16 protein-coding genes are annotated in these 17066 nt (G+C 65.5%); 4 read left to right on the top strand and 12 right to left on the bottom strand.

What is annotated here, in order from left to right; all coding sequences use genetic code 11:
- Positions 1-22: 22 nt before the first annotated feature.
- Genes U1839_RS04725 through moaB form a run of 3 tightly spaced genes read left to right on the top strand, consistent with a single transcriptional unit; the run spans position 23 to position 3067 of the window.
- Positions 23-790 carry a uracil-DNA glycosylase family protein gene (locus tag U1839_RS04725; protein ID WP_332802510.1) on the top strand — a complete coding sequence of 256 codons (768 nt, stop codon included), beginning with the start codon at positions 23-25 and terminating at the stop codon, positions 788-790.
- Entirely contained in the window at positions 787-2550 is a 1764-nt protein-coding gene (locus tag U1839_RS04720) for a lytic transglycosylase domain-containing protein (RefSeq protein ID WP_332802509.1), read from the top strand. Before U1839_RS04725 ends, U1839_RS04720 begins: the two co-directional genes overlap by 4 nt.
- Positions 2540-3067 carry a molybdenum cofactor biosynthesis protein B gene (gene moaB, locus U1839_RS04715; protein ID WP_332802508.1) on the top strand — a complete coding sequence of 176 codons (528 nt, stop codon included), beginning with the start codon at positions 2540-2542 and terminating at the stop codon, positions 3065-3067. Before U1839_RS04720 ends, moaB begins: the two co-directional genes overlap by 11 nt.
- A 333-nt stretch (positions 3068-3400) precedes the next feature.
- Here the strand turns inward: moaB and U1839_RS04710 are convergent, their stop codons facing one another.
- Positions 3401-3748, bottom strand: a complete 348-nt coding sequence (locus tag U1839_RS04710) for a VOC family protein (RefSeq protein WP_332802507.1) — start codon at positions 3746-3748, stop codon at positions 3401-3403.
- Positions 3749-3800: 52 nt separating this feature from the next.
- Here U1839_RS04710 and U1839_RS04705 point away from each other — a divergent pair, with 52 nt between their 5' ends.
- Positions 3801-4874 carry a PA0069 family radical SAM protein gene (locus tag U1839_RS04705; RefSeq protein WP_332802506.1) on the top strand — a complete coding sequence of 358 codons (1074 nt, stop codon included), beginning with the start codon at positions 3801-3803 and terminating at the stop codon, positions 4872-4874.
- Between the two features lie 115 nt (positions 4875-4989).
- Here the strand turns inward: U1839_RS04705 and rutA are convergent, their stop codons facing one another.
- The 11 genes from rutA to U1839_RS04650 all read right to left on the bottom strand — a co-directional run bounded on the left by rutA (position 4990) and on the right by U1839_RS04650 (position 16927).
- Positions 4990-6063 carry a pyrimidine utilization protein A gene (gene rutA, locus U1839_RS04700; protein ID WP_332802505.1) on the bottom strand — a complete coding sequence of 358 codons (1074 nt, stop codon included), beginning with the start codon at positions 6061-6063 and terminating at the stop codon, positions 4990-4992.
- A 3-nt stretch (positions 6064-6066) separates the two neighbouring features.
- Positions 6067-6852, bottom strand: coding sequence for a pyrimidine utilization protein D (rutD, locus tag U1839_RS04695; protein WP_332802504.1), 786 nt, complete (start codon positions 6850-6852; stop codon positions 6067-6069).
- Positions 6852-7235 carry a pyrimidine utilization protein C gene (gene rutC, locus U1839_RS04690; RefSeq protein ID WP_332802503.1) on the bottom strand — a complete coding sequence of 128 codons (384 nt, stop codon included), beginning with the start codon at positions 7233-7235 and terminating at the stop codon, positions 6852-6854. The genes rutD and rutC overlap by 1 nt, the downstream gene beginning before the upstream one ends.
- A gap of 4 nt (positions 7236-7239) precedes the next feature.
- Positions 7240-7968: a pyrimidine utilization protein B gene (rutB, locus tag U1839_RS04685; protein ID WP_332802502.1), complete on the bottom strand. Its 729-nt coding sequence runs from the start codon at positions 7966-7968 to the stop codon at positions 7240-7242.
- A gap of 63 nt (positions 7969-8031) precedes the next feature.
- On the bottom strand, positions 8032-9627 hold the full coding sequence (locus U1839_RS04680; protein ID WP_332802501.1) for a long-chain fatty acid--CoA ligase: 1596 nt from the start codon (positions 9625-9627) through the stop codon (positions 8032-8034).
- 119 nt (positions 9628-9746) lie between these two features.
- Positions 9747-13229 (bottom strand): DNA polymerase III subunit alpha, encoded by a 3483-nt coding sequence (dnaE, locus tag U1839_RS04675; RefSeq protein WP_332802500.1) that lies wholly within the window; start codon positions 13227-13229, stop codon positions 9747-9749.
- A 53-nt stretch (positions 13230-13282) separates the two neighbouring features.
- Positions 13283-13930, bottom strand: a complete 648-nt coding sequence (locus U1839_RS04670) for a TMEM175 family protein (protein WP_332802499.1) — start codon at positions 13928-13930, stop codon at positions 13283-13285.
- Position 13931: 1 nt separating this feature from the next.
- Positions 13932-14411, bottom strand: coding sequence for a glutathione peroxidase (locus U1839_RS04665; RefSeq protein WP_332802498.1), 480 nt, complete (start codon positions 14409-14411; stop codon positions 13932-13934).
- Positions 14408-15013, bottom strand: coding sequence for a GNAT family N-acetyltransferase (locus U1839_RS04660; protein ID WP_332802497.1), 606 nt, complete (start codon positions 15011-15013; stop codon positions 14408-14410). Before U1839_RS04660 ends, U1839_RS04665 begins: the two co-directional genes overlap by 4 nt.
- The gene (locus U1839_RS04655) at positions 15010-15684 is read right to left on the bottom strand and encodes an ABC transporter ATP-binding protein (protein ID WP_281124440.1); all 675 of its coding nucleotides are present in this window, start codon (positions 15682-15684) and stop codon (positions 15010-15012) included. The genes U1839_RS04660 and U1839_RS04655 overlap by 4 nt, the downstream gene beginning before the upstream one ends.
- Positions 15677-16927 (bottom strand): lipoprotein-releasing ABC transporter permease subunit, encoded by a 1251-nt coding sequence (locus tag U1839_RS04650; RefSeq protein ID WP_332802496.1) that lies wholly within the window; start codon positions 16925-16927, stop codon positions 15677-15679. Before U1839_RS04650 ends, U1839_RS04655 begins: the two co-directional genes overlap by 8 nt.
- Between the last annotated feature and the right edge of the window lie 139 nt (positions 16928-17066).

The following is a 17066-nucleotide window of genomic DNA, read 5'->3' as shown; positions in this document are numbered from 1 at the left end:
GCGAATTGACGGCCGCGTCAACATGCTAGTCTATGCAAACCATATGGGGGCCGAGCAAAATCTTGACTGGCATGCTGCCGCCGCGAGCGCGATCGACTGGTGGATCGACGCCGGCGTCGATGCGTCGGTCGATGAAGCACCGCGCGACTGGCTCGCCGCGATCGTCGCGCCGCCACCCGCCACGCGGCGATCGGCCGCACTAGCCGAAGCAGCGCCGGAGCCCGTCCTGCCGGCCAGCCTTGATGCGTTTCTCGCGTGGCGTCAAAGCGATGCCGCGCCCGAGGGAGAGTGGCCCGGCGCCTTCCTGACGTCACAGGGGCCGGCCGATGCGTCGCTGCTCGTCCTGGTCGACGTGCCCGAACGTGAAGATACAGAAAGCGGCCAGCTACTCAGTGGCGCCGCCGGGCGGCTGTTCGACCGTATGCTTGCAGCGATCGGCCAGAGCCGTACGTCGATCCATCTCGTCGCGGTGTGCGCCAAGCGTCCGATCGCCGGGCGGATCGCGCCGGAGATCGAGGAGCGGCTGATCGAAATCGCGCGCCACCATATCACGCTCGCCGCGCCGAAACGCGTGCTGCTGCTGGGCAATGCGCCAAGCCGTGCGCTGCTCGCGGCAGACGTCGCGCGAGCCCGAGGAAGTTTACGCGCGGTTAACCTTACGGGCGGAAAATCGGATGTGACGGTCGAGGCGATTGCGAGTTTTCATCCTCGCTTCCTGCTCGAGCGCCCGGCCCAGAAGGCCGAAGCCTGGCGTGACCTGCAATTATTGATCGGGGGCCTTGATAGATGACCGCGAAATTCCTGCTCGCTGCCTCGGTCGCGCTGATGCCGCTCGCCGCACATGCGGCACCGGCCGATTATGCGACGGCGGCAATGTCGCCTTCGGTCCCGACCCAGCTCGATGCCGAACAGCGCTCCGGCTACCGCGCGGTGTTCCAGAGCATCCGCGACCAGCGCTGGCAGGATGCCCGCCTTCAGTTGGAAGCGATGAAGCCGGGACCGCTCCATGCAATGGCGCGCGCCGAAATGCTCACCGCCAAGGGTTCGCCCAAGGCCGATCTCGACCCGCTGCTGAAGCTGCTGACCGAAGCGCCCGAGCTGCCGCAGGCGCAGCAGGTCGCGACGCTGGCTGCCTCGCGCGGCGCGGTCGGTTTGCCGCCCCTCCCCGAGGCGCATGCCCTCACGTGGATCAATGGCGCGCCGACGCGCGGACGGGCACGCACGATCAAGAGCGATCTGGTCGGTGCCGAACTCGCTCTGCGCATGCAGCCTTTCGTCAAGTCTGACGACGGCGCGTCGGCACAGGCAGTGCTGGAAAGCACGCCCAACCTGTCGCCCGAAGCGCTGACCGAGTGGCAGCAGAAAGTCGCCTGGATGTATTTCCTGTCGGGCGATGACAACAACGCCCGGGCGATGGCGACCAAGGCGGCGCAGGGCGTCGGCGACTGGGCGGTACAGGGAAATTGGGTCGCGGCACTTGCGGCATGGCGCCAGCATGACTGCGCCGCAGCCGGCACGAGCTTCGAGACCGTGACGGCGCGCGCCAGCGACGTCGAACTTCGCGCTGCGGGGCTCTACTGGGCGGCGCGCGCCGACATGGCGTGCGGCCGGCCCGACCGGGTCGAGCCACGGATGAAGAGCGCCGCGCAGTATCGCGAGACCTTTTACGGCCTGCTCGCCCGCCAGGCGCTGGGTATCAAGGATCAACCGCTCCGCGCTACCGACACCTTCATCGCCAGCGACTGGCAGTCGCTTGCCCGCCGCCCCAACATCCGCGTTGCCGCGGCGCTGGTCGAAATCGGCGAGACCACCCTGGCCGATCAGGTGATCCGTCAGCAGGCGAGGATCGGCGACCCGTCCGAATACCCCTCGCTGGTGCGATTTGCCGCGGCACTGAGTCTGCCGAGCACGCAGGTCTGGCTGTCGCACAACGGCCCGGTCGGTGCGACGCCGCCGGTCGAGGCGCGCTTCCCCGCGCCCAACTGGACGCCTGATGGCGGATGGCGCGTCGATCGCGCGCTCGTGTTCGCGCATACGCTGCAGGAATCTCGCTTTCGCACCGATGTCGTCAGTTCGGCCGGTGCCTATGGGTTGATGCAGGTCCGGCCCGGCGCCGCGTCGGATATCGCCCGCAAACAGGGGCGCGCGTTCGACCGCTCGGCGCTCAGCCGTCCCGGCACCAACTTCGAGGTCGGGCAGAGCTATCTCGAGCAGTTGCGCGACCAGCCCTGCACCGGCGGGCTGCTGCCCAAGGTGATCGCGGCGTACAATGCCGGCCCGGTGCCGGTAGAGCAGTGGAACACCCAGGCGCGCGATGGCGGCGACCCGCTGCTCTACATCGAATCGATCCCCTATTGGGAAACCCGCGGCTACGTCACCACCGTGCTGCGCAACTATTGGATGTATGAGGGGCAAAGCGGTCGCACCGCCTCGCCGAGCCGCGTTGCCCTGTCGCAAGGCTTGTGGCCGCGCTTCCCCGGCTTGCCGGGCGCGACCTCGGTCCGCTTGAGCGCGAACCGGCCTTCCGCCGCGGTTGCCAGTGCCAATTGACCAGAGCGCGGCGTTCCTCCCGGTACGCATCGCTGTCTTGACCGTTTCCGACACGCGGACGCTTGCCGACGATCGTTCGGGTGACACGCTGGTCGCGCGGATCGAGGAGGCCGGGCACATCCTCGCCGATCGCAAACTGGTTACGGACAATGCCGATACGATCGTATCAGCTCTGCACGCATGGATTGACGATGCGCAGATCGATTGCATCATCACGACCGGGGGCACCGGCCTTACCGGGCGTGACGTCACCCCCGAGGCGATCGAGCGGGTGCAGGAAAAGGCCATTCCCGGCTTTGGTGAGCTGTTCCGCTGGCTGAGCTACAGCGGCATCGGCACGTCCACGGTCCAGTCGCGCGCCTGCGCGTGCGTTACGCGCGGCACCTATATCTTCGCGCTGCCGGGTTCGACCGGCGCTGTGAAGGACGGCTGGGACGGCATCCTGCGCGACCAACTCGACAGCCGCCACCGCCCCTGCAATTTCGTCGAACTGATGCCGCGCCTGCGCGAACGCTGACTACTTCGTCGCTCGCTCGCGGGGGCGGCTGATTTACCGGCTAGCTTCCCGGGCTGGCGCGAAAGCGCGGATCCACGGCGGAGCCTGCTCACGCTTAGAGCAGCTTGCTAAAAATCTGCCCGTTGACGCATATCCCTACACTTCCCCGGCGGAGGCCGGGGCCTAGTTGGGGGACGCGGCGACGGGCGTTGCCGCCCATCATATCCGCTATCCCAGCTGGGCCCCGGCCTTCGCCGGGGAAGCAAGAAAGATAGCGCTGCTACGCGCTTGCCGGTTCAGATTTCACATCCCGCTGTAGCGCGGGTCGCGAATGATGCCGACAGGTGCCTCCCGTTAGCTGGCTGGCGCGTCCGTCTGCATCGCCGCCAGTTCGTGCCCCGCCGGATCGCGAAAATGGAAGCGGCGACCACCGGGAAACGCGAAGATCGGGTGAGTGACGGTGCCGCCCGCCGCGGTCACTCGCGCCAGCGTCGCCTCCAGATCCACGACGTCGATCACCGGCAACAGTTGCGCCGTCGATTGCGTCGTGTCACCGTTCAGTCCGAGATCGCTGTCGCCGCTCATGGTCGATGCATAATCCGGCCCGAAGTCGGTGAAGGCCCAATCGAAGGCGGCGCTATAAAACGCCTTGGCGCCGGCGACGTCGCAGACGGGCAATTCGAGATAACTGATTCTGGCCATTGTTCGCTCTCCTGTTCTTGCTATGTTCTATAGAATCTTCTAGGACGAGGCAATGGCCAAGACTCGCGCCGTCCGCGGCGCCACGATCAATTTTGAAAGCAGCAGGTTCAATCTGCCAGCGCGTGAAGCCGACGGCGATTGGCTGGATGTCCGCGAAACGCTCGACGAAACGCCCTCGCCCTTGCGCACCACGGTCACTGTCGAACATCCCCGCACGATCATCACGCGCAATGCCTCGCCCGACATCCCGTTCGATCGCTCGATCAACCCCTATCGCGGCTGCGAACATGGTTGCATCTATTGCTTCGCGCGCCCGTCGCACGCCTATCTCGATCTCTCGCCCGGTCTGGATTTCGAGAGCAAGCTGTTCGCCAAGCCCGATGCCCCTGCCCTGTTGCGCGCCGAACTCGGCAAGAAGGGTTACGCGCCGGCACCGATCGCGTTCGGCACCAACACCGATCCCTATCAGCCAATCGAGGAGCAGTGGCGGATCACGCGAGGCTGTATCGAGGTGCTCGCGGCGTGCGATCATCCGCTGACCATCACCACCAAGTCCGATCGCGTGACGCGCGACATCGACCTGCTCGGGCCGATGGCGGCCAAGGGGCTGGTGCTCGTCATTCTGTCGATCACCTCGCTACAGCCCAAGGTCGCGATGACGGTCGAGCCGCGCGCGCCGACGCCACAGCGTCGCCTCGCCGCGGTGCGCAAACTGGCCGATGCCGGCATCCCGACCTGTGTCTCCATCTCGCCGGTCATCCCGGCGATCACCGATATGGAAATCGAGCAATTGCTCGCAGCCGCTGCCGATGCCGGCGCGCGGTCCGCCTTCTTCCTGCCGGTGCGTTTGCCATGGGAAGTGGCGCCACTGTTCCGCGCTTGGCTCGACACGCACTTCCCAGACCGCGCGAGCAAGGTGATGGCAACGATCAATTCACTGCGCGGCGGGCGCGACAACGACCCCGAATTCTTTTCGCGCATGCGTGGCAGCGGCCCCTGGGCCGATCTGCTACGCACGCGCTTCCGCATCGCCTGCCGCAAGCACGGGCTCAACACCGAACGGATCGAACTGCGCACCGACCTGTTTCGCGCGCCGCGCGGGGCGCAGGGAGAGCTGTTCGATTAGCCTGATCAGAACAGAAATCCGTTCGTGCTGAGCTTGTCGAAGCACCGTCCTTCTTGTGCGCTGTAGAGAAGACCAGCCCTTCGACAGGCTCAGGGCGAACGGGGGTGGGAGTTGATTAAGCCGACATCACCCCGGCTCGACACTTCATCAGCGGCTGGATCCGCGTCCCGAAATTCTCCACGCCCTCGATGAAGTCATCGAAGGTCAGCAGCACGCCGCCAGTGTTCGGCACCTCGGCCATCTCGTCGAGCATCCGTGCGACGCTCTCATAGCTGCCAACCAGCGTGCCCATGTTGATGTTCACCGCACCCTCGGGCGCCGCGAGCTGGCGGACATTGGTGGTGGCGTTGTGCTTGTCCGCCGCGCCCTGGTCGGCGAGCCAGGCGATCGCGTCGATATCGACGCCGTCGTTGTAGGACTTCCACTTGGCCATCGCCGCCTCGTCGGTCTCGTCGGCGATGATCATCACCAGCACGAACACCGACACGTCGCGCCCGGTCTTGGCGGTGGCGGCGGCAAGGCGCTCGTTGTTGAAGGCAAAAGCTTTCGGCGTGTTGACGCCCTTGCCGAGGCAGAAGGCATAGTCCGCCCATTTCGCCGAGAAGGCGAGGCCGTCATCCGACGAGCCGGCGCAGATGATCTTCATGTCGCCGGTCGGGGTCGGGCGGACGCGGCAATCGTCCATCTGATAATAGGTGCCCTTGAAGTCGCTGTCGCCCTTCTCCCACAATTCGCGCAGGATATGGGCATATTCGTCGAGCATCTGATAGCGATTGCGAAAGTGCTCGTCGCCCGGCCACATCCCCATCTGGCTGTATTCGGGGCGCTGCCAGCCGGTGATCAGGTTGAGCCCAAAGCGGCCATGGCTGATCGAATCGATCGTGTTGCACATCCGCGCGGCGAAGGCGGGCGGGATGACCAGCGTCGGGCAGGTCGCATAGATCTTGATCTTCTCGGTCACCGCGGCAAGGCCGGCCATCAGCGTGAAGCTCTCCAGGCCATATTCCCAAAACTCGGTCTTGCCGCCGAAACCGCGCAGCTTGATCATCGACAGCAGGAAATCGAGCCCGTGCTTCTCGGCGCTCAACGCGATCTGCTTGTTCATATCGAACGACGGCTTGTACTGCGGCGCATTCTCCGAAATCAGCCAGCCGTTATTGTTGATGGGCACGAAAACGCCGACTTGCATGGCCTAGCTCCTGAGGAAATCGAGGACGAGTCTGTTGAATGGCGCCGGATCGGTGACGTTGCAGGCATGGCCACCCCACGCCATCGTCGCCAACGCGGCGCCGGGAATGCCCTCGGCGAGCCGCTGCGAGCAGGTTATCGGCACCAGCATGTCGTCGGCCGCGCCGATCACCAGCGTCGGCACGGCGACGCTCGCCAGCCGCGCATCGACGTCGAAGGCGCGCAGCGCGGCAATGCGCTTTTCATAGGCATCGGCGCCGGCGAAATGGGCGAGATGGACCTCTTCCTCCTCGTCGAGCCGGTCGGCATTGGCCGAGATCCAGGTCGCGGGATAAAGGAAGATCGGCTGGGCATGGAGATAGGCGCGCGGCCCACTGTCGCGCAGCAGCGCCAGCCGCGTGTCGAAACAGCGCGCGAAATGCGGGTCGCCCCGCGACCAGGCGTTGACGAGCACCATACGTGCAATCCGCTCGGGCGCCTTGAGCGCCAGCGCCAGCGCCGCCACCCCGCCCGCCGCATGGCCGACGATATGCGCGCGTTCGACCGCGAGCGCATCGATCAGCGCGAGCAGGTCCTCGCCCATCTGCGCGACGGTGACATGATCGGGCAGCGCCCGGTCGCTGCGCCCCGTGCCGCGATGATCGTACAGTATCACGCGGTGATAGCGTGCGAGTGCATCGAGATTGGGCGACCAGTAATTGCCCGAGCCGCCCAGGCCCGCCGACAGGATCAGCGGGGTGCCGTCGGCGCGGCCATGTTCTTCATAATAGAGTCCGGCCGCCTCGGGCATCAGGCGAGATGCGCCACGGATGCGATCTCGACCAGGCAGTCGGGCTTCACCAGGTCGCAGCGGATGCAATAGCGCGCCGGCTTGGCGCCCGGGAAATACTCGGCATAGACGCCGTTGAACGCGGCATAGTCGGCGAGATCCTTGAGGAAGATGTGGTTCATCGCCACGTCCGCCATCGTCGCGCCGGCGGCTTCGAGCGTGGTCTTGATCACCTCGAGCACGTGGCGCGTCTGGGCTGCGGCGTTGCCGACATGGAGCACCGTGCCGCCCTCGCCAAGCGCGAGCATGCCCGAGACATAGACGGTGTTGCCGGCCTTGGCAGCGGCCGAATAGGGCGCGATCGGGGTCGGGAATTGCGGCGGATTGATCGCTTCGAACGGCATCTGCTTACTCCTTGGGAGACTGGCCGAAGCTGCCGCAGAAATCCGCGACGGTCGACACCCAGCCGAAGAATTTCTCGACATTGTAGATCGTTGCCTGTTGCATCAGTTCGGGCCCCAGATGATGCGTGGCGTCTTCGAGCATCACCCCGAAATATTCGAGGTGGAAGCCGTCGCGCAGCGTGCTCTCGACGCAGACATTGGTCGCGATCCCGACGAACACGATATTGCGGATGCCGCGCGCGCGCAGCGTCGAGTCGAGCTGCGAGTTGAAGAAGGCCGAATAACGCGTCTTGTGCAGGCTGATGTCGCCGGGCTGCGGCTTCAGCGCGTCGACCAGTTCATAATCCCACCCGCCACGCGCCAGTAGCTGGCCCGATAGTTCGGGCCGCGCGCGCATCGTCTTGAGCGCGTTCGACTTGTGCCAGTTGGGCGAGCCCGGCCCGCCGGCCTCGACATAATCGGGGTCCCAGCCATTTTGCAGGTAGATCACCTGCACGCCGGCACTGCGCGCCGTCGCCAGCACGGTGGCGATCTTCCCGATTACCCCGGCCGCCCCGGCAATGTCGAACCCCGCCAGATCGACATAACCGCCCTCGGAGGCATAGGCGTTCTGCATGTCGATCACGACGACGGCGGTCTGTGCGGGATCGAGCCGCAACGCCTCGGGCCGCGCCGGCAAGGTAACAGCTTTGACGCTGTCTGCAGTGGTGATGATCGGATCGGCCTCGGCCATGCGCCCTCGCAACGAACAATCGTCAAATGTGGCGCAGATCGAAGGCCTCGCGCAAGCGAAAGCTCAGGCCGCGCCGACCAGCCGGTGATCCTTATACTGCTCGCGCAGTGCCGTCTTGAGCAGCTTGCCGGTCGCGGTATGCGGCAGCGAATCGACGAAGACGATCTCGTCGGGCAGCCACCATTTCGCGACATGGCCGGCAAGATGCGCGGTAACCTGTTCGGCAGTGACGTCGCTGCCCGGCTTGCGCACCACCAGCAGGATCGGCCGCTCGTCCCATTTGGGGTGATAGATGCCGATCGCCGCCGCCTCGCCGACACCGGGACAGCCGATCGCGGCGTTTTCCAGCTCGACCGAGCTGATCCACTCGCCGCCCGACTTGATCACATCCTTGGCACGGTCGGTGATCTGCATTGTGCCATCGGGGTGCAGCACCGATACATCGCCGGTGTCGAACCACTGGTCGGCATCGACTGCGTCGGCCTCGGCCTTGAAATAGCGCTTGATCACCCAGGGGCCGCGGATTTGCAGTCGGCCCGAACTGACTCCGTCGCGCGGCTGCTCGACGCCCTCGTCGTCGATGATGCGCAGCTCGACGCCGAACGGAATGGCGCCCTGTTTCGCGATCAAGTCGAGCCGCTCGTCCTTGCTCATCTCGTCCCAGTGCGACGGGTACATGCCCGCCGTGCCGATCGGCGAGGTCTCGGTCATGCCCCACAGATGCTTGACCGTCACACCCATCTCCATGATCCGCTCGATCATCGCGCGCGGCGCGGCCGAGCCGCCGATCGTCACCTGTTGCAGATGGCGCGGCACCTCGCCGGTCGCGTCGATATGCTGGAACATTGAAAGCCACACCGTCGGCACGCCGGCCGAATGCGTCACCTTCTCCTGGTTCATCAGGCGGCACAGCACCGCAGCATCGTTGACCGCGGCATAGACGAATTTGGCACCCGCCAGCGCGCCGGCAAAGGGCAACCCCCAGGCCGCGGCATGGAACATCGGCACGATCGGCAGGATCGCCGATTGCGACGAGATGTTGAACACCGCCGGCGCGACCTCGGCCATCGCATGGATCATCGTCGAGCGATGCTCGTACAGCACCCCCTTGGGGTTGCCGGTCGTCCCGCTGGTATAACACAGCATGCACGGCGCGCGCTCGTCGCCCTCGACCCAGGCATAATCGCCGCTCTCGGGCGCGATCAGCGCTTCGAACCCGTCCGGCCCGTCGCTGTCGAACACGACATAATGCTCGATCGTCGTCCATTGCGGCTTGAGCCGGTCGACGATTGGCTGGAACTGCCTGTCATAGAACAGCACCCGGTCCTCGGCATGGTTGGCGATATAGACGAGTTGCTCGTCGAACAGCCGCGGATTGATCGTGTGGATCACCCCGCCCATGCCGATCGCGCCATACCAGGAGATGAGATGCCGCGCATGGTTCATCCCCAGCGTCGCGATGCGATCACCCGGTTTGCAGCCGAGCCGCTCCAGCGCCTGGGCAAGCTTGCGCGCGTCGCGCGCGACACCGGCCCAGTCGGTGCGGGTCTCGCTGCCATCGGCCCAGCTGGTGACGATCTCGCGACGACCATGCTCGCGCGCCGCATGGTCGATCAACCTCGGCACACGAAGCGCGAAATCCTGCATGGCACCGAGCATTCTATCTCCCCTCCCGCTTGCGGCAGGGGACCAAGGGGTGGGCTCCCGACTTCCGCAAACCATTGTCATGGGTGAGCGCAATGCTCACCCCGAAGCTGCGCCGCATAGGGCAACAGCCATCAGCCGACCAGCGCCAGCCTCGTCTCCGAGGTTTTCAGCGCGACGTTACGAACATCCTGCAAGGCTTCGATCCGCGCGGCAAGCTCTCCGTCGATCAGGAAGTCGCGGCCGAGCAGCACGCGCGCCGTGCCGCCGTCGGGCAGCGCCGCATTGGCCCAGATCTGCCCGCGCGCCCCGCGTGCCTCGGCAACCAGTGCGGCGAGCGCCGCCATGCCTTCGGGCGAAACGATGTCGGCCTCCAGCACGAAGCGGGCATTGCTCGCCAGTGTATCGAACGGCTGGAAACGCTTGATCGAGACACGCGGGCTCTCCTCGCCCGGCCGGCGATCAAGCTCGACCGTGACGATCCCGCACGCGCCGCCCCGTGCCGCCTCTTCGAGGTCGGCCGCGACCATGTCGTCGAAACAGGTGGCGACGAACTGCCCCGACGGGTCCGACAGCGTCGCCATCAGGTAACGCCGCCCACGCGCCGAGGTGCGCCAGCGCGCATCCTCGATCAGCGCCGCCATCGTCGCGCCGGCGCGGGTACCGTCATCGGGAATGTCGAGCTCGCCCAGCGCGGCATAGCTGCGCGCGCCGTGGCTCTTGGCGAGATGGCCGTGGCGATCGACCGGGTGCGCCGAGAAATAGAAGCCGAACGCCTCCTTCTCCTGCTCCATGCGCTGCGCCAGCGTCCAGCGCGCCGATTGCGGCAGGCGGATCGCCGGTTCGGCCGCATCCTCGCCGCCGAACAGGCCGTGCTGGCCGCTGACCTTCTGGTCATGGACGCGTGCCGCAGTGGCGAGAATCGTCTCGGCACAGGCGAAGATGCCCGCGCGGTTGAGGTCGAAGCTGTCGAACGCCCCTGCCCCGGCCAGCGTCTCGATCTGGCGCTTGTTGAGCATGCGCGGGTCGACGCGGTGGGCGAGGTCGTCGATCCCGGCGAACGGCCCCTGCGCATCGCGCTCGGCCACCAGCCGCTCCATCGCCCCCTCGCCGACGCTCTTCAGCGCGGCGAGCGCATAGCGCACCCCGAAACCGTCCTTGGTCTCCTCGACCGAGAACTCCGCGATGCTGGCGTTGATGTCGGGCGCGAGGCACGTCACGCCCATGCGCCGCATGTCGTCGGTGAAGATGCCGAGCTTGTCGGTCAACCCCATGTCGTAACACATCGAGGCGGCGTAGAATTCGTGCGGATAATGCGCCTTGAGCCAGGCGGTATGATAGGCGAGCAGCGCATAGGCCGCTGCGTGGCTCTTGTTGAAACCATAGCCAGCGAACTTGTCGATCAAGTCGAACAGCTCGTTGGCCTTGCCCGCCTCGATGCCGTTGACCGCCTTGCAGCCTTCGACGAAGCCGGCGCGCTGTGCGTCCATCTCGGCCTTGATCTTCTTGCCCATCGCGCGCCGCAACAGATCCGCTTGGCCCAGGCTGTATCCGGCAAGCACCTGCGCCGCCTGCATCACCTGTTCCTGGTAGACGAAGATGCCGTAGGTTTCCGACAATATCCCTTCGAGCAGCGGGTGGGGATATTCGATCGGCTCGCGCCCGTTCTTGCGCGCGCCGAACATCGGGATATTGTCCATCGGGCCCGGGCGGTAGAGCGAGACGAGCGCGATGATGTCGCCGAAATTGCTTGGTCGCACCGCCGCCAGTGTACGCCGCATGCCTTCGGATTCGAGCTGGAACACGCCGACCGTGTCGCCCTTCTGCAGCAGCTTGTAGACCGCCTCGTCGTCCCATTCGAGCGTCTCGAGATCGACGATCACGCCGCGATCGGCGAGCATCTCCAGCGCCTTTTTGAGCACCGACAAGGTTTTCAGGCCAAGAAAGTCGAATTTCACCAGTCCGGCGCTTTCGACATATTTCATGTCGAACTGCGTCACCGGCATGTCGGAGCGCGGATCGCGGTACAACGGCACGAGCTGCGCCAGCGGTCGATCACCGATCACCACGCCCGCGGCATGCGTCGAGCTGTGGCGCGGCAGCCCCTCCAGCTTCATCGCCAGGTCGAGCAGGCGCTTGATGCCGTCGTCGTTGCGATATTCCTGCGCGAGTTCGCTGACGCCGTTGAGCGCACGCTCCAGCGTCCACGGGTCGGTCGGGTGGTTGGGCACCAGCTTGGCGATGCGGTCGACCTGGCCATAGCTCATCTGCAGCACGCGGCCGGTGTCCTTGAGCACCGCGCGCGCCTTGAGTTTTCCGAAGGTGATGATCTGCGCGACCTGGTCGCGGCCATATTTCTCCTGAACGTAGCGGATCACCTCGCCGCGCCGCGTTTCGCAGAAATCGATGTCGAAGTCGGGCATCGACACGCGCTCGGGGTTGAGGAAGCGCTCGAACAGCAGCCCGAGTTTCATCGGGTCGAGATCGGTAATCGTCAGCGCCCAGGCGACGACCGAGCCGGCACCCGAACCACGGCCCGGCCCGACCGGAATGTCATGGTCTTTGGCCCATTTGATAAAGTCGGCAACGATCAGGAAGTAGCCGGGAAAACCCATCGAGATGATCACGTCGAGCTCGAAATCGAGCCGCTCGGTATAGAGCCGACGCGCATCGTCGTCCGCGATACCGGCCTTTTCTAGCCGCGCCTCCAGCCCGGCATGCGCATCCACGCGCAACGCGATTGCCTCGGCATCGCGGTCGCCGGCAAGGCTCGGCAGGATCGGCTTGCGGTACGGCGCCGACACCGCGCAGCGCTGCGCCACCACCATCGTGTTGGCGATCGCCTCGGGCAGGTCGGCGAACAGCAGCCGCATGTCCTTGGCCGGCTTCATCCACGCGTCCGGCGAACTGCGCGGCCGATCCTCGCTTTCGAGATAGGAGGAGTGGGCGATGCACAGCAACGCGTCATGCGCCTCGCCGAACGCCTCGTCGGCGAAGCAGCACGGGTTGGTCGCGACCAGCGGTAGGTCGCGATCATAGGCCAGATCGAGTAGGGGCGCCTCCGCCCGGCCCTCGATCTCGTCGAGCCGCCGCGTCAGCTCGACATAGAGCCGCTCGGGAAACAGCGCCTGCAACCGGTCGGCATAGGCCAGCGCACGGTCGGGCTGGTCTTCGGCGAACAACCGCGCAAGCCCACCCTCGCGGCCCGCGGTCAGCGCAATCAGCCCGTCGGTCCGCCCTTCCAGCGCCGCGAAATCGACATGCGGTGCCAGTTCGAGCGGCCGGTCGAGATGCGCCTGCGACACCAGCCCGCACAAATTTTGATAGCCCGTCTCATCCTGCGCATAGAGCGCGATCCAGTCGACGATCGGTTCGACGCTGTCAGGCATGTCGGGCCGCGCCAGCCCGAGCATTGCGCCGATCACCGGCTGCACGCCGGCGCCCTTGCACGCATCGGAAAAGGCCATCGCGGCATAGAGCCCGTTGCGATCGGTCAGCGCGACCGCGGGGAAGCCAAGTTCCTGCGCTCGCTTGGCGATCGCCTTGGGCTCGATCGCGCCATCGAGCATGGTGTAGGAGGAAAAGACGCGGAGGGGCACGAAGCCGGAATGGGGCATCGGCCGGTTATGCCCTGCCCAGCCGATTCGGGAAATGCCGAAGGTCCGTCGGGCTAACGAATTTTCCCGAACCATCGCGGCAGGAGGATGCGACGGATCACCCCGGCGCCGATCGCCAGCGGCACGAGCGCATTGACCGCTTGAGTGGCCGGCAGTGCGAACAGGATGCCGAAGAGCAACGGCATGATCAGGCTCGCGACCACACGTTGCCGCCGATAGGCACGCGGCACCTCGTCGCGCATGATTCCGGGCGTGAAGCTCGCATAGGCCCACATCGCGACGTTCAGCGCGCCGCATAGCGCCATCGTCAGGGCATAGAAGGAGAACGCCGCATCGCTGTTGCCCTTGAGATAGACGACATGGGCACAGGCCGGGATGACGGCGACGAGGCACAACATCGCCAGCGTCAGCCCGGTCAGCCAGCGATCGACGCGCACGACGCGCGCGAACAGATCGCGGTTGCTGATCCAGAACACCGCGATGATCAGGAAACTGACGACATAGGCGATCATCATCCGCCCGCCAGCGGCCAGCATATCGCCCACCGAGGTCGCGTGCTCGGGCAAGCGGATCTCAAGCGCCGCCAGCGTCGTCGCGATCGCGAAGATGCCGTCGGACAGCATGATCAGGCGATCATAATGGTGCCGCTGCAGATGCGCTTCGAGCGGCTCCTCGCTCGACAACGACTCCGGCTCGGCCATGCTACAGCAGCGCCTCGATATCCGCCTTGATCTCTTCCGGCTTGGTCGTCGGCGCGTAGCGCTTGACCGTCTTGCCGCTGCGATCGACCAGGAATTTGGTGAAGTTCCACTTGATCGACTTGGAGCCCATCAGCCCCGGTGCCTCGCTCTTGAGCTGTTCGAACAGCGGGTCGGCATCGGTACCGTTGACGTCGATCTTGGCGAACATCGGGAAGGTCACATCATAGGTCAGCGAGCAGAAATTGGCGATCTCGGCCGCATCGCCCGGCTCCTGCCCGCCGAACTGGTTGCACGGAAAGCCCAGCACCTCGAAATCGCGCCCGGCCAGCTCGCGGTGCAGCGCCTCGAGCCCGGCATATTGCGGGGTGAAGCCGCATTTCGAGGCGGTGTTGACGATCAACAGCACCTTGCCGGCATAGGCCGACAGGTCGACGGTCGAGCCATCGGTTGCCTTGACGCTCATCTCGGTGACCGCGGTCATGCTTTGCTCTCCTCGTGACGTGACAGCAGGAAGCGCAGATTTTGCCGCACGCCCGGCCATTCATCGGCGATGATCGAGTAAACGACAAGATCGCGCACGCGACCATCCGGCATTATGCCATGCTTGCGCAGCACCCCGTCGCGCTTGGCACCGAGCCGTTCGATCGCCGCCTGCGAGCGCTTGTTGAACCAGTCGGTGCGGATCTGCACCACATTGCAGCCCATCGCCTCGAAGGCATGGCCGAGCAGAAGCAGCTTCGCCTCGGTGTTGACGCCGGTGCGCTGAACCGACTTCGCATAGAAGGTGCCGCCGATTTCCAGCCGCTTGCTGGCCTCGTTCATCCGCATGAAGCGCGTCAGCCCGACGACCCGGCCATCGGGCGTTTCGACCGCGAAGGGCATGGCGCGCCCGAAATCGCGCTCCCTGAAGATCGTTGCCATCGCCGCGTCGGGATCGACGAAGCTGGAAACATTGGTGAAGAACAGCGCCGTCAGGTCGCCATCGCCCGCCGCCGCCACAATCGCGTCGCGATCCTCGGCGCGCAGCGGCCGCAACGTGACATGGTCGCCGCGCAGCGTCGGCGCATCGGACCAGGCGGTCACACCAGCCGTCCTTCGGCCAACCTCACGACGCGGTCCATCTTGCTCGCCATGCGCTCGTTATGCGTCGCAATCAGCGCGGCCGAACCCTCGCCGCGCACCAGCCGCAGGAACTCAGCGAGCACGACATCGGCGGTCGATTCGTCGAGATTGCCGGTCGGTTCGTCGGCCAGCACCAGCGCCGGCTTGTTGGCCAGCGCCCGCGCCACCGCGACACGCTGCTGCTCGCCGCCCGACAGCTGGCTCGGCCGATGCGTCAGGCGGTGGCCGAGCCCCAGCGCGGTAAGCAGCGCGGTCGCCCGCTCATCGGCCTCGGCGCGCGTGCGGTCGCGGATCAGTTGCGGCAGCACGACATTTTCGGTCGCGTTGAAATCGGGCAGCAGGTGATGGAACTGATAGACGAAGCCGAGATAATCGCGCCGCAACACGGTCCGCGCATGCGCGTCGGCGCGCGATGCCTCCTGCCCCGCAATGCGGATCGAGCCCTGGAAACCGCCCTCGAGCAGCCCGACCGCCTGCAACATCGTCGACTTGCCCGAACCGGAGGGCCCGAGCAGCGCGACGATCTCGCCCTGCCCTACCGTCAGGTCGACACCGCGCAGCACTTCGATCGTTACGTCGCCCTGCTGGAAACTGCGCGTGAGGCCGGTCACTTCGAGGATCGGACTATTCATAACGTAGCACCTGCACCGGATCGGTACTCGCCGCGCGGTAGGCGGGATAGAGCGTGGCGAGGAAGCTGAACAGCAGGGCCATCACGGCGATCGTCGTCACCTCGATGGGGTTGCTGCGCGACGGCAGTGCGCTGAGAAAGCGGATCGTCGGATCCCACAGATTCTGCCCCGTCAGGCGTTGCACGCCATCGACGATCGGCTGGCGAAAGGTCAGCAGCACGTACGCGAGCAACAGCCCGGCGAGCGTGCCCAGCGCGCCGATCGTCGTACCGACCGTGATGAAGATCCGCATCAGCCCGCCGCGCGACGCGCCCATCGTGCGCAGGATCGCGATGTCGCGCGTCTTGGCGCGCACCAGCATGATCAGCGACGACAGGATGTTGAAGACCGCGACGAGGATGATGAACGACAGCACGGTGAACATCACCACGCGCTCGACGCCCAGCGCCTCGAACAATTGCGCGTTCATCTGCCGCCAGTCGGTCGTCACGGCCTGGCCGGCTACCTTGTCGCTCAGCGGCTGCAGGATCGCCTGCACCCGGTCGGGGTCGACGGTGTTGATCTCGATCATCCCGACCGAATCGCCCATCAGCAACAGCGTCTGGGCGTCCTCCAGCGGCATGAAGATATAGGATTTGTCATAATCGTAGAGGCCGATCTCGAAAATCGCGCCGACCTTGAACGACACGATCCGCGGCACGGTGCCGAACGGCGTCGTCTGGCCCTGCGGGCTGATCAGCGAGATCTCGCTGCCGACCGTCGCGCCGAGTTCCTCGGCAAGGTGCGAGCCGATCGCGATCTGGTTGCTTCCTGCCGTCACGTTCGACAACGAGCCGAGCACGATCTTCTTGCCCAGCGTCGCGTTGCTGCGCAGATCCTGCACGCGCATGCCGCGCAGCAGCACCGCCTCGACCCGGCCGTTATAGCTCGTCATCAGCGGCTGTTCGATCATCGGCGTCGCGCTCGTCACGCCGGGTGTGGCATCGGCAATCTCGATCACGCGGCGCCAATTGGGTAAGGTCCCACCGACGCCCTGCACCACGGCATGGCCGTTGAGCCCGACGATCTTGTCGAACAGCTCGGCGCGAAAGCCGGTCATCACGCTCATCACGACGACCAGCGCCGCGACGCCGAGCGTCACCGCCAGCCAGCTGATCACGCCGACCAGGAAGATGAACGCCTCGCCCTTGCCCGGCAGCAGGTAACGCCGCGCAATCATGGCTTCGTAGCGGGACAGGATCATGCGGGCGCCGGCACCATGGCTTGAGGATGTCCGCGCTCTAGGCTCTGCGTGCGTTGCTGGCAACCGGACCGGGCTGTTGCGCAATCGCCACAGCGCCGCCGTAATCGGTTCACTCCGGTCATAATCCCGGTGACAAATC

The sequence above is a fragment of the Parasphingomonas halimpatiens genome (genome assembly GCF_036663795.1).
GTDB lineage: Bacteria > Pseudomonadota > Alphaproteobacteria > Sphingomonadales > Sphingomonadaceae > Sphingomonas.
This window is presented reverse-complemented; position numbering and strand designations above follow the sequence as displayed.